Source organism: Virgibacillus sp. NKC19-16 (assembly GCF_021560035.1).
GTDB classification, from domain to species: Bacteria; Bacillota; Bacilli; order Bacillales; family Amphibacillaceae; genus Virgibacillus_L; species Virgibacillus_L salidurans.
The window spans coordinates 781,018-793,738 of record NZ_CP074373.1; the positions used below are offsets into that span (position 1 = coordinate 781,018).

At 38.5% G+C, this 12,721-nt stretch carries 13 protein-coding genes and 1 riboswitch; of the genes, 11 read left to right on the plus strand and 2 right to left on the minus strand.

Annotation, left to right across the window (positions count from 1 at the left end; genetic code table 11):
* The 11 genes from arsC to KFZ58_RS04370 all read left to right on the plus strand — a co-directional run bounded on the left by arsC (position 1) and on the right by KFZ58_RS04370 (position 11,115).
* Positions 1–420, plus strand: coding sequence for an arsenate reductase (thioredoxin) (arsC, locus tag KFZ58_RS04315; protein ID WP_235793605.1), 420 nt, complete (start codon positions 1–3; stop codon positions 418–420).
* 93 nt (positions 421–513) lie between these two features.
* A complete protein-coding gene (arsD, locus tag KFZ58_RS04320; RefSeq protein WP_235793606.1) occupies positions 514–870 on the plus strand; it encodes an arsenite efflux transporter metallochaperone ArsD in 357 nt (118 codons plus the stop codon).
* Between the two features lie 15 nt (positions 871–885).
* Positions 886–2,670, plus strand: coding sequence for an arsenical pump-driving ATPase (gene arsA / locus KFZ58_RS04325; protein ID WP_235793607.1), 1,785 nt, complete (start codon positions 886–888; stop codon positions 2,668–2,670).
* Positions 2,671–2,725: 55 nt separating this feature from the next.
* Positions 2,726–3,004 (plus strand): adhesin, encoded by a 279-nt coding sequence (locus tag KFZ58_RS04330; RefSeq protein WP_235793608.1) that lies wholly within the window; start codon positions 2,726–2,728, stop codon positions 3,002–3,004.
* A gap of 88 nt (positions 3,005–3,092) precedes the next feature.
* Positions 3,093–4,745, plus strand: a complete 1,653-nt coding sequence (locus tag KFZ58_RS04335; RefSeq protein WP_235793609.1) for an FAD-dependent oxidoreductase — start codon at positions 3,093–3,095, stop codon at positions 4,743–4,745.
* A 948-nt stretch (positions 4,746–5,693) separates the two neighbouring features.
* Positions 5,694–6,038, plus strand: a complete 345-nt coding sequence (locus KFZ58_RS04340; RefSeq protein WP_235793610.1) for an ArsR/SmtB family transcription factor — start codon at positions 5,694–5,696, stop codon at positions 6,036–6,038.
* A gap of 240 nt (positions 6,039–6,278) precedes the next feature.
* A riboswitch (Fluoride riboswitch) is annotated at positions 6,279–6,342 on the plus strand.
* Positions 6,343–6,399: 57 nt separating this feature from the next.
* Positions 6,400–6,786 carry a fluoride efflux transporter CrcB gene (crcB, locus tag KFZ58_RS04350; protein WP_370642429.1) on the plus strand — a complete coding sequence of 129 codons (387 nt, stop codon included), beginning with the start codon at positions 6,400–6,402 and terminating at the stop codon, positions 6,784–6,786.
* 6 nt (positions 6,787–6,792) lie between these two features.
* The gene (gene crcB, locus KFZ58_RS04355; RefSeq protein ID WP_235793612.1) at positions 6,793–7,152 is read left to right on the plus strand and encodes a fluoride efflux transporter CrcB; all 360 of its coding nucleotides are present in this window, start codon (positions 6,793–6,795) and stop codon (positions 7,150–7,152) included.
* A gap of 869 nt (positions 7,153–8,021) precedes the next feature.
* The gene (locus KFZ58_RS04360; protein WP_235791691.1) at positions 8,022–8,162 is read left to right on the plus strand and encodes a hypothetical protein; all 141 of its coding nucleotides are present in this window, start codon (positions 8,022–8,024) and stop codon (positions 8,160–8,162) included.
* 479 nt (positions 8,163–8,641) lie between these two features.
* The gene (ltrA, locus tag KFZ58_RS04365; protein WP_235793613.1) at positions 8,642–10,435 is read left to right on the plus strand and encodes a group II intron reverse transcriptase/maturase; all 1,794 of its coding nucleotides are present in this window, start codon (positions 8,642–8,644) and stop codon (positions 10,433–10,435) included.
* 482 nt (positions 10,436–10,917) lie between these two features.
* Positions 10,918–11,115, plus strand: a complete 198-nt coding sequence (locus tag KFZ58_RS04370) for a hypothetical protein (RefSeq protein WP_235793614.1) — start codon at positions 10,918–10,920, stop codon at positions 11,113–11,115.
* 170 nt (positions 11,116–11,285) lie between these two features.
* Here KFZ58_RS04370 and KFZ58_RS04375 read toward each other — a convergent pair whose 3' ends face one another.
* On the minus strand, positions 11,286–11,693 hold the full coding sequence (locus KFZ58_RS04375; protein ID WP_235793615.1) for a carboxymuconolactone decarboxylase family protein: 408 nt from the start codon (positions 11,691–11,693) through the stop codon (positions 11,286–11,288).
* A gap of 110 nt (positions 11,694–11,803) precedes the next feature.
* Positions 11,804–12,649, minus strand: a complete 846-nt coding sequence (locus tag KFZ58_RS04380) for an RNA polymerase sigma-70 factor (protein WP_235793616.1) — start codon at positions 12,647–12,649, stop codon at positions 11,804–11,806.
* Positions 12,650–12,721 lie beyond the last annotated feature (72 nt).

Here is a 12,721-nt window from a genome sequence, read left to right on the forward strand (position 1 = left end):
ATGTCTAAGAAAATAATTTATTTCTTATGTACCGGTAATTCCTGCCGAAGTCAAATGGCCGAAGGTTGGGCAAAATACTATCTTGGGGAAGATTGGGAAGTTAAAAGTGCAGGAATTGAAGCGCATGGTTTAAATCCTAATGCAGTTAAAGCAATGAATGAAATAAGTATTGATATTTCTGATCAAAAATCAGAAGTTATTGATACGGAAGTTTTGAATCATGCAACGATGGCTGTTACGCTTTGTGGGGATGCAGCAGATAGATGTCCAACGACACCACCTCATGTGAAGCGAGAACACTGGGGTTTTGATGATCCTGCAAAAGCAGAAGGAACAGATGAAGAAAAATGGGCAGTTTTCCAACGAGTTAGAAATGAAATTGGGGAAAGAATTAAACGCTTTGCGGAAACTGGTGAATAAGTGATTAAAAGGCCGTGAGATGATCTCAAGGCTTTTCCAATCTTCACTATATAAGTATATAGTTATATAATGATGTAGAAGGAGGAATTTCAAATGAAAAAGGTAGAAATCTTTGATCCGGCAATGTGCTGTTCAACAGGCGTTTGCGGACCGAGTGTTGACCCCGATTTAACACGTGTAGCATCAGCGGTTTATTCTCTGGAACAAAAGAGTTTTGATGTTACACGTTATAACTTAGCTAATGACCCTGCAGCTTTTACAGATAACAAGGAAGTAAATCAAGTGCTTCATGAAAAAGGTGCCGATGCACTACCAATTACACTGTTAAATAATGAAGTCGTGAAAGTGGGCAATTATCCAACGAATGATGAACTAGCAAAATGGTTAGATGTAAAAGCAGATGAACTTCAACAAAAGCCACGAGTTGTTGTTCCAATTGATTTTAATTAAGTAGGGGGAGTTCTTGTGTATCAACCATTCAATCCAAAAGTAAATGTAGAAACACCATTTTTATTTTTTACTGGTAAAGGCGGCGTTGGCAAAACATCGGTAGCATGTGCAACAGCTGTATCTCTAGCGGATCAAGGAAAAAAGGTACTATTAGTTAGTACTGATCCAGCATCAAACTTACAGGATGTCTTTGAAATGGAGCTAACAAATGATCCAGTCTCCATACCAAGTGTCGATAACCTATTTGCATTAAATATTGACCCTGAAGAATCGGCAAGAATTTATCGTGAAAAAACAGTTGGACCTTATCGCGGGAAACTACCTGATTCTGTCGTTGCCACCATGGAAGAACAGCTTTCAGGTGCATGTACAGTTGAAATCGCGGCATTCGATGAATTTTCTCATTTGCTTTCTGATGAGAGTATACTGAATACCTATGACCATGTTGTATTTGACACTGCACCAACAGGACACACGCTTCGTTTGTTGGAGTTACCAACAGCATGGAATGGATTTTTAGAAGAGAGTACGCATGGTGCATCCTGTTTAGGCCCGTTGTCTGGCCTTGGAGATAAAAAAAGAGCTTATGCAGAGGCTGTTTTGTCGCTCTCAGACCAAGAGAAAACGACTTTAGTTTTGGTTTCCCGGCCTGATCAATCTTCATTAATAGAGGCAAACCGTGCTTCATCAGAACTGAGAGATATTGGTATTCAAAATCAGATGCTGATTGTAAATGGTTTACTCCAAACGTATCAACCAGATGATGAAGTTTCTACAGCATTTTATATGCGCCAGCGAAACGCATTAAAGGTAATGCCGGATGAACTAAAAGAAGTCGAAACATTTACGCTGCCATACGTATCTTATGCGTTAACAGGGATTGGGAACCTCAGGCAATGGGTTAGTGATGATCCATTACTTGAATCTGCATTAAATGAAAGTAGTATCGATATCGAAAAGATCCAGTTGCCGAAATTAAACAGTATTATAGACGATTTCTCATCAAAAGGCACACGTGTTATTTTCACGATGGGAAAAGGCGGGGTTGGTAAAACATCCATTGCATCCGCCATTGCAGTTGGTCTTTCGGAAAAAGGTCATAAGGTTCATTTGACCACGACAGATCCAGCAGCAAATCTGGCATATATGTTTCATGATGATGGTACGGTGAAAGAAAATTTATCTATCAGTAGTATTAATCCAACGGAAGAAGTAGAAAAATACAAACAGGTAGTACTCTCGAAAGTGGGAAAAGAACAGAATGAGGAAGGCCTTGCCTATTTAAAAGAAGATCTGGAATCACCTTGTACAGAAGAAATTGCGATGTTTCAAGCATTTGCAGAAGTTGTTGAAAGGTCAGATGACGAGATTGTAGTTATTGATACGGCACCAACAGGCCATACCTTGTTGTTACTTGATTCAACTGAAGCTTACCACAAGGAAATGAGCCGTTCTAAGGGTGAAGTTCCAACAAGTGTTAAAAAATTATTGCCTCGACTTCGTAACCCAAAAGAAACAGGAGTAGTTATTGTAACACTCGCAGAGGCTACACCAGTACTTGAAGCATCACGACTTCAAGAGGATCTCAAACGTGCACAAATCGTTCCGACATGGTGGGTAATCAATCAAAGTTTGTATGCAACTGGCACAACCGATTCGGTTCTACAAGGCCGTGCCGTTTCTGAAAAACAATGGATCCGCAAAGTTAACGAAGAGCTATCACACCAATGTGCACTGATTCCTTGGATGCATGAGGAAAAAATCGGCTATAACAATCTAAAAGAAATGATCAACGCGTAGCCCAGACTATAAAAGGTCTTTTCAATTTTTATTAAAAATTAAGGAGGAAATGAGAATGAATGTTACAGATGGAGCGAAACAAAAATTAGAAGTGATTTTCCAAGAAAAAGGATCGAAAGGCATACGTTTTTATTCAAATGGAGCCGGATGCTGTGGGCCTCAGGTTGGATTATCCTTGGATGAACCAAAGGATACAGACATTGTCCAGGAAATTAATGGGGTTAGGGTAGCTCTTGATCACGATATAAAAGATTCTGTAGCGGAATTAACACTAGACAACGATGAAACCCCAGAGGGATCACGATTTGCCTTACTGGGAATGGATCAATGCTAAAAACGCGTATTATATTTTCACAAAGGTATCGTATATTTAATTGAAAAATCAATAAAACTAATCCTATTTAACACCGTGGAGGTATAACATGAAAATCATCATAATAGGTTCCGTTGCTGCTGGTACTTCTGTTGCTGCAAAAGCACGGAGAAACGATGAACAGGCAGATATAACCTTGTATAACGCCGATTACGATATATCTTATTCTATATGTGGGATTCCCTACTTCTTAGGAGGAGAGGTAGATACGTTAGGGGCTTTAACGCCTAGAAGTGCTCCATGGTTTAAAAAGCGCTACAATGTTGATATCCATACACGTCATGAGGTAACAGAGATAGATCCAGAACAACAGAAGGTTAAAGTTAAAAATCTGGATACCGATGAAGTAATAGAAGATAATTATGATACGTTAGTATTCGCAACAGGAGCAACACCAATAGCACCAAGTATTCCAGGGGTCGAGAAAGATCATGTCTTCCAAATACGTACCATCCAAAATACTGCTGCAGTTGATACGTATATGAGAGATAACTCGCCTAAGAAAGTTACAATTGTAGGAGCTGGATTTATCGGCCTTGAGATGGCTGAACAACTCATCCAAAAGGGATTGGAAGTAACCATTGTCCAACGTAGTAATCAAGTGATGCCGCATTTTGATAAAGATATGGCGTATAGGGTGGAGGAACACCTAGAACCAAAAGGTGTTAATTTACTGTTGAATGAAGAAGCTACGGCCGTTTCGAACAATAGTGTCGAAACGAAATCAGGAAGAGTTATTGAATCAGATATGGTAATTTTAGCAGTCGGGGTTCGGCCAAACACAAAATTAGCAAAAGAAATTGGTGTAAAACTAGGGACTACTGGTGCCATAGCAGTCAACAGTAAAATGCAAACAAATCTTACTGACGTTTACGCTGTAGGAGATTGTGCAGAAAGCTTCTCTCTTATTACAGAAAAGCCTATTTATCGTCCATTAGGTTCTACAGCAAATAAAATGGGTCGTATTGCCGGAGACGTCATTACGGGAGGTGACCTAGAACACCGTGGTATATTAGGTACTGGTATCTTAAGAGTATTTGATTTAGCTGTAGGCCATACAGGTTTAAGTGAAAAAGAAGCCATAGAATCTGGTTATGATGTTGAGGTGCTTCATAATATTAAACCTGCAAGCGCAGATTATCTTGGAGGAAAAGAATTAGTTATTAAAGCACTGGCAGACAGAGAAACCGAGGGAATTTTAGGGGTGCAAATTGTTGGTATAAATGGCGTTGATAAAAGAATAGATGTATTTGCTACAGCTATTACGTTTAAAGCAAAAGCAGAAGACTTGTTCCATCTGGATCTTGCTTATGCACCACCTTTTAGTACGACGAAGGATCCGGTTATGTATACTGGCATGGCTTTACAGAATGCAATTGATAAGAAAAACAAACTTATTACCCCTCAAGAATTAAAAAATCGTATGGAAAGTGGAGAAAAAATACAAGTCATCGATACAAGAGCTGCCAAGCAATTTGAAGCTTCCAATGTAAATGGAGCAATTAATATTCCAATGGCCAATTTACGAACAGAAGTTAAAGAACTTGATCCAGAAAAACCAACAGTTACTTATTGCAATAGTGGAGTAACTGGTAATGCAGCACAGAACGTTCTAAGAAATATGGGCTTTAAAGAAGTATATAACTTATCTGGTGGAAATAAGAATTATCAGATTTTTAATAAAGGAAAAGAACAAAATTGAAAAATATCATAGTGTAAGAAGAAGTAGGAAGTCATACAGCACTTCCTGCTTTTTTTACTAAATCAATCGGGTGCGAGTGCGGCTGAGCATAGGTCGTATCATATAACGGGTGGGATTCCCGTCGAGTAAGAACTAGCCATTCACTCGTAGCGAGTTTTGGAGGGCTAAAGGTAACTTTAGCTTTAAGCGTAGACAGTTAGGTGGCGGGCCGAAAGCCAACTGGTTGAAGGGATTGAGCTCCATAATGTTTGCAAATCGAGAGGGCTGATGCTTTTCGCGCTGCAGAAAGCTACATTTTATCTTTCGTTAAAGGCAAGAAGGATAAAACCTCTCTGGAGTCATAGACCTTGGCACGTCATACATTGATATGATGCGGCAACTCAGGAGACCCTGCCGGTCTTTTCTTTAGAAGAGTATGGTGTACAAGCGATAAAAAGCAAGGAAGCCAAATGCCGTGCAGGGAGTCGGATAGCAGCGTAGTAGCAATGAAGTTGGGTAATGCCGATGGAGGAAAGGCTAGCTACCAGTTATCAATCTTATTAGGGACACATTTACTACACACAGAGGTAGGTTACATTAAATGGAAACAAAACTACTAAGGATAGCAGAGTTTTTGTGAATGATAACTAGGAGGAGCCGTGTGCGTTAATAGCGCACGCACGGTTCTTTGAGGGGGGGAGGAATACGATCTACCGTAAAGGTGGAGAGTTCCTCTTCTACTCGACTTGCGTAATTTTATGTGTGGCTCAGTGTGGATTTAAAATAAAGTTGCGATGTTTGTAAAAAAGTTTAGAAGTTTTACCCCTTTGGATACAATTTGTCTAAAGGGGCTTCTTATGATAAAAGTAATATAAGGTTATACCGCAAACGGGCCAAATTCTTTAATAAGTGATTGACAAAAAACACCATTACACGATACAATGTAATAGTGAAATGGAGGTGGAAATAATGGCTGAAAACTGGTGTACACCAAAACCAAAACTAACGGAACGCCCCTTGTTAGATACAGATAACTCTGAGGGTTTAAGTGAGACCTTTAAAATACTTTCTAATGGGACACGGCTTAGAATATTGCATACTTTGATTCGAACACCAAATTTATCTGTTAGTGAGGTGACTGAACAGCTTGAAATGAAACCTCAAGCCATTTCCAACCAACTTCAACGATTGGTTGATAAAGGCATCGTCCGCAGTAATCGGGAAGGCAATTTTATTCGGTACCGAATTGTTGATAATTGCGTCGTTAGTCTTTTAGATCAAGGTTGGTGTTTAACCGAAGATTTACCTAAATAATAAGGAGGAGTTTGGTATGGAAAAATGTGTGAGACCAAGCTGTAATTGTCTTCTTGGTGAAAACAAAGTAGACATAGAAGGAAAAGTTTATTGTAGTCAAGAATGTGCAGACAACTGTACTGATGAAGTTTGCGAGTGCAAAGATTGTAGCTGTACTACCGCATAATAAAGCATATGACTAAAGATAACAAAAAATCTATCAACTGTTTCGAGTTAAGTTTTTAGATAGTTATAAGTATTAAAGGAATAGGTGATGGAGTTCACCATAACCGTCTGTATGAAGACTAATGACTCCTGTCAAAGATAATAGGGATATCTATGTCTTTTGGCAGGAGTCTTTTTAAAACTGCAAAGTATAAAGGTGATTAAATTGAAGTTATTGTTAGTGATGATTGGTGGTTTTTTTGGTGCTATGCTTAGGTTTGCTTTGGGTGAATGGATACGTATAAACAATGAATTCCCTCTAGGTACCTTTTTAATCAACATTATTGGATGTTTTTGTCTAGGGTGGTTTTTAACATTCGTAAGCCAAAAGGGACAAATAAGACCTGAGTTTACGCTGTTAATTGGGATAGGATTTATCGGCTCCTTTACAACATTCTCAACCTTTTCGGTAGAGACCCTTAACTTATTTCAGAAAGGTCTTATATTTATGGGGATACTTTATGTATTAGCTAGCACAGTATTAGGGTTAGTACTGGCGTTTTTAGGTTATAAATTAGCATTATCCAAAAGAAAGAGCAGGTGATGTAATATGATTTGGGTTATAGGAATAGGTGGTTCTTTAGGTGCCGGAGTTAGATTTATAGTAGGAAACTTGATTAGTAAAGGAACACAAAAAGAAAATCCATTTCCAGTGGGGACTTGGATAATAAACATCACAGGTTCATTTTTACTCGGATTAATTACTCAGCTTCACCTTTCAAGCCATATCAGCGAGTGGTTATGGTTTTTTGGGGGTGTTGGTTTTTGTGGTGCATATACAACATTTTCAACTTTTGGAAACGAAACCATAAAGCTAATACAATCAAACAAAATAAAATTAGCAACCATATACGTTGTTACATCAATTATAGTAGGTGTTATTTCAGCAACGGTTGGTTTTTATATTTAGGTTTAATAAGTATCTTAACCGCGCAATTGGACAAAAAGAACAGTCGAATCTTGTGCTAATGGATGCTTTTCTGGGATAACAGGAAAGCCCATACATAACAATCAATGGAGCGCGATACCCGAATAAATATGTGCCGTAATACGAAGGGCGCGATAACCGAATAAATATGTGCAGCAATAGGGCTATTTCCTTTGTAAAAATGCTTGGACCTGGCTTTCTCCTTTGGCGATATCCAGGCCGATAACTGGGTCCATATGTGATCACAACTCCTTTAATAGATTCGCCGGTACGCCTCTAATATCACTTGTAGTTTCATAGCTTCGCTTGTTATGCGGGATCGCATCCCAACCAGCCTCAAACATGTTTCTACAAGGAGGGGGTGGACAGTATTACGGACGGGATCGGTGTCCCACGGGCCAGATCGTCCTACCCCGACTACCTCAAGCATAAAACCTATTAAAAATAGGTCAACCAGAAATGTAAAATGATTGGCTGACCTTATAATACGAAGGGCCAGATTGTGGAAGAAAGTTTTCACACATTCATGTAGAATAAAAATAATTGAGGTTATGATTAAAAGGGAGTGATAATCATTACTGGGAAAATTATACTAAGCACGTTTATTGTTTTTGTTGCAATAATATTAAGTTTCATATCAAAAAGTTTAATTTCAACTGTTTCTTTTTGGGTACTATCGTGTCTTTCAATATATTTATTGTTTGGGGAAAGAGGCAAGGAAAATTCACCATAGAAAGATTTTCTTATTACGCTAACGGGCGCCGTTCGACAAGCTATGCTATAAGCGCTTTGAAGCGTGAAATGCAGCGGATTACTTATAGTTAATCCAAACTTTACAACGGAGGATGGGAATGAAGGAACCATGTTTCCCGAAACCATCCCGTCAATACTCCTGCTTGCGTCATGACTGGCAGGTCATGGGGTTTGAAGTACAGGTAGATTCGGCAGAACGAAGGCTGAAGCCACTCCGTAGGAGAAGGTATGCCAACTGATATGCCGCGCGGCTGAAAAACTGGATATGGTGAGAATGGTTTCAGCGAAATGAAACTGACGAATAACCGAATATACAGGTCTAAAGTTTGAACATAGGGAAACTTATGTCCTATCTAGCGATGGGGTGAGTGGTGTGCAGTAAAAATGCGCCCTATGAAACACGCTATACCGGACAAAGGCGGTATCCAGCTCACAGGCTTCCAGGGGAACACCTAAGTTCAGTACGGATAGCTAGGTTGTAAGGGACTTGGAAAACAAGGAACGTTGAAACAAGGACTGTCATCCGAAACGGTTGCTATAAGGCTTATGCCAAAAAGCATTTATCCTTGCGAGGGTAGGGGCATGACTGACGAAGTTCCTGTAATGGGAATGGAGGAACAGCCCCAAGTCTAATGAAATGAAAAGTTATTTTCCACACGTGCATTGCACCGGTCGGGTAGGAACGTGGGAACATCACTCCAATAGGAGGGATGCCACAGTGCAAGCTTTGCGATATTGGGATTACTACGATATGACGGAAACGTTTACGGATCTGTATGATAAAAGTTTGAATCAACAAGCTTTTTCACATCTTTATGATGTTATCACATCAAGAGAAAATATCTTGCTTGCTTATCGTACTATCAAGTCCAACAAAGGGTCTAAGACACCTGGAACGGATAGAAGAACGATAAGCGATATGAAAAAATGGTCTGAGGAAAAACTTATGATGGAAATCCAAAACCAGCTAGAAAACTATTGTCCGAAAAAGGTTAGACGAAAATGGATTGAAAAAGATAATGGAAAGTGGAGACCCCTTGGCATCCCTTGTATGTTAGATCGAATCATTCAACAATGTTTTAAACAGGTACTTGAACCGATTGCGGAAGCCCAGTTCTATAATCATAGTTACGGATTTAGACCATTACGTTCTGCGCATCACGCCATGGCAAGAATTCAATTTCTAATCAATCAAGCCCATTTTCATTTTGTGGTGGATATTGATATAAAGGGATTCTTTGACCATATTAACCATACATTACTTATTAAGCAACTATGGAATATGGGAATTCAAGACCGAAAGGTACTAGCTTGTATTGCCAAAATGCTCAAAGCTGAAATAGATGGTGAAGGGATACCATCTCAAGGCGTTCCACAGGGTGGATTGTTATCAACTTTACTTGCAAACATTGTGTTGAATGACCTCGACCAGTGGGTTGCGGGACAGTGGGAGTTCTTCCCTCTTTCCAAATCCTTTCAATCTAGGACTGGTGAAACACTAGCCAAAAAGCGTACTAATCTGAAAGAAGGCTATCTCGTACGCTATGCGGATGATTTTAAAATCTTATGTAAGGATGGAAAAACAGCTCAAAAATGGTATCATGCCGTAAGGCTATATCTCAAGGACCACTTGGGACTGGACATTTCGCCCGAAAAATCACAGATAGTGAATTTGCGAAAGAGAGAATCCGAATTTCTAGGATTCACCATCCGGGCTGACGTAAAGGGTAAAAAACGTGTTGCACGCACCGGCATTAAAGCGAGTAAAAAACGTAAAATCAAAGAGGAGGCAAAGAAACTAATTCGAAGAATTAGAACCTCTCCTTCGGCGATGAATGCGTTGCTTTTCAATAGTTTTGTTTTGGGAATTCATCAATATTTCAAAAGGGCTACCAAGGTTAATCTCGAGTTTTCACGTCTTGCCTATGATTTAGGTGCGTTCATCTACAATCAGCTTAGACCAGTAGGTAAATATGGTCACCCAGCTAATCCGCCACCAACTTATAAAAAAATGTATCTTAATAGATTTAAAACATTTCAAATCGCTGGTGTATATCTATTTCCACTTGCGGATGTAAAAACTTTGAATACCTTTGGGTTTACTCCAAAAATGACGCCCTTCACGGAAGAAGGAAGGAATATGATACACAAAAAGTTGCGTTCGGACATCCAAAGTGAAATAGGCTTACTCATGAAATCAACACTTCCAAACCGAAGTATTGAATACATGGATAACCGAATCAGCAGGTACAGTATGAAGATGGGAAAATGTGAAATCACAGGCGTGGAATTGTCCGCGGCTGAGGTTCATTGCCACCATTATGTACCTTTAAGTCTTGGCGGAAACGACCAATTTGATAACCTTCGTATCCTGCATAAAGGGATACACAAGTTAATTCATGCCACTAATAAAAAGATGATTGATGGACTTATAAAAGAGTTTCAGCTTACTGGAGACATGATAAATAAAGTCAATCGTTTCCGTAGGAAATGTGAGCTTGAAACAATTTGAAAATCTCAAACAATAAGTAACGAGGAACTTATAACTCAGTATATTTTGTTAGATGGAACGCGGAGTGCGGGGAAACCTGCACGCTCCGTGTGGAGCAGGGGAAAAGCTGGAGATGACTTCAAATGCTTACCTATTGCTGACTAATCAGGAATAAGTATTTATCCTTCAAACGAATGAAAGGATCAGATGGAGGTGGCTTAGCGGAGGAATCAATATGTTTAAAAATAGTATCATTATTGCAGTGATATTTTTTGCTGTATTTACAATCAAGGATTTAATTTTTAATGAAAAAATACAGTGGATAGATAATATTGTACTTTTTGTTTTGACATTCTTGACTTATTTTTTATGGGTATGGTGAAAAAACCATATGATTGGAATAGAAATAAAAAACAAGATAGTGTTGATCTTTCTGTCGCAACCAGGCGCTTATCTGGAAGGTAGAAGGACTGGAGCATAATAACTAGAGAGAAGGGGTTGTTTTGATTAGTCTCTTGGAAAACATTTATGGAGCATCTATAGCAGTACTACTTATATGTGCATTCATTTTTTATAAATATCTAAAAGGGATCAAACGGGAGAGAAAACTCACTCCCTTTGAATTTACTATGTTTTTAATAACTCAATTTGCAGTATTTCTATGGTTAGCCAGCTTTCTTCTTCTTAATTATGGAGTTTGAATTGACCTATAAATTACTAGACAATACCAGCTAAAATCAGAAAAAAATATTACGATCGGGCGCAAATCCGGAATAAAGGACAGCGCCCAAATTTCCATTGTAGGGCCATATTCTTGAAGAACTAATTAATTTATTAAACTTATCGAGAATGCCACAAGGTAATCTCTCAATCACTTTTTGCCAAAAGGTATGGCTATTCTGTTCCAGAGATTTACTACATTTATCATCATAACTATTCCTGTATATTCTTTATCTGAGAAGTGCTTCGTTATTTTGCTGTAAAAGTCGTCCGTAATTTTATTTTGAGCTATTAATGTTATTTTTTCTGCCAACTCCAAGCATAGGCGTTCTTTTTCTGAAAAAACATCTGTCTGTCTCCAGTTGTTTAGTGCAGAAATCCTCTTGTTTTCACCAAGTTTTATTGCCTTTTTTGAATGTAAATTAATACAATAGGAGCAACCATTAATTTGTGAAATCTGGAGTTTCATCAACTCTGAAAATCCTTTGTCTAATGTTATCTTTCTTGTTAACGATTCAAGTTTCACTACAACGCTCAACATTTTTGGTGCCAAAACCATATTAGTTTATACTTTTATTCATAAGGCACAGCTCCTCATCAATTTTTTGGTCTTCATTAATAAGACAAAATAGAGAAGCGATTTGTGACATTAAGGAACAAAAATATGCGTTAACTTGTTTGGGTTTGAAACAATATAGATTCTCTGTATTTTTTCTGATTTGGGTCTAATTCAAAACAGACAACTCTGAGCGGGTGTCCATCTTTTACTTGTAGGATTCCTTTTTGACCATTAACCACTACAGGGAGAAGTTCTCCTATGATGCCTGTCTTATTAATAACGCCTTTAAGAAATGCCAGTACGCGATGTTTGTTTACAATTGGATATAGAGCAGAAGGCACCTTTCCTCCGCCGTCTGTAACAAGGACAACATCTTCGGAGAGAACGTCAATAAATTCTTCAACATCTCCTGTCTTTGAAGCTTCTATGAAAGATTTCGTCAGGGAAACCACTTGTTCCGTATTTTGTAAATGAACAGGTAAATCATTTTTTAATTTTTGTTTAGCACGACTGTAGATTTTACGGCAGTTGGCTTCCGATTTTTCCAGTACCTCAGCAATATCCTTATAGTTATAACTGAATGCTTCTCTTAGTACGAATACGGCTCTTTCTAAAGATGACAGACGTTCCATTAAAACGAGAAAGGCATAAGAGACTGTCTCCTCTTTTATGATCTTATTTAAAGGCTGTTGTGTTGAGCCGATATTGGGTTCAGGTAACCATGGACCAGTGTAGATTTCTCTTCTGTGACGTGGTGAATTTAAAAAGTTGAGGCAGCGGTTTGTTACCATTTTTGCAAGATACGCTTGGAGGTTTTTAACTTGACTGGTGTCAATCTTAAGCTCCAAAAATAAATCATGAACGATATCTTCTGCGTCAGTAACTGATCCAAGCATGCGGTACGCAATAGAAAAAAGAAACGGTTGATAAGTCTTATATAATGTCTCCAAGTCCATGACTGCATCACCTATTTCTAAAAGTTACCTTAAGTTTATACTAATTTAATTTTATACGATATATTAATTGAA

Excerpts from the sequence above, each read along its gene's own strand:
- arsC (WP_235793605.1), top strand. The coding sequence starts at position 1 with ATGTCTAAGAAAATAATTTATTTCTTATGTACCGGTAATTCCTGCCGA.
- KFZ58_RS04380 (WP_235793616.1), bottom strand. The coding sequence starts at position 12,649 with ATGGACTTGGAGACATTATATAAGACTTATCAACCGTTTCTTTTTTCT.
- arsD (WP_235793606.1), top strand. The coding sequence starts at position 514 with ATGAAAAAGGTAGAAATCTTTGATCCGGCAATGTGCTGTTCAACAGGC.
- crcB (WP_235793612.1), top strand. The coding sequence starts at position 6,793 with ATGATTTGGGTTATAGGAATAGGTGGTTCTTTAGGTGCCGGAGTTAGA.
- KFZ58_RS04335 (WP_235793609.1), top strand. The coding sequence starts at position 3,093 with ATGAAAATCATCATAATAGGTTCCGTTGCTGCTGGTACTTCTGTTGCT.
- KFZ58_RS04375 (WP_235793615.1), bottom strand. The coding sequence starts at position 11,693 with ATGGTTTTGGCACCAAAAATGTTGAGCGTTGTAGTGAAACTTGAATCG.
- KFZ58_RS04340 (WP_235793610.1), top strand. The coding sequence starts at position 5,694 with ATGGCTGAAAACTGGTGTACACCAAAACCAAAACTAACGGAACGCCCC.
- KFZ58_RS04360 (WP_235791691.1), top strand. The coding sequence starts at position 8,022 with ATGAAGGAACCATGTTTCCCGAAACCATCCCGTCAATACTCCTGCTTG.
- KFZ58_RS04330 (WP_235793608.1), top strand. The coding sequence starts at position 2,726 with ATGAATGTTACAGATGGAGCGAAACAAAAATTAGAAGTGATTTTCCAA.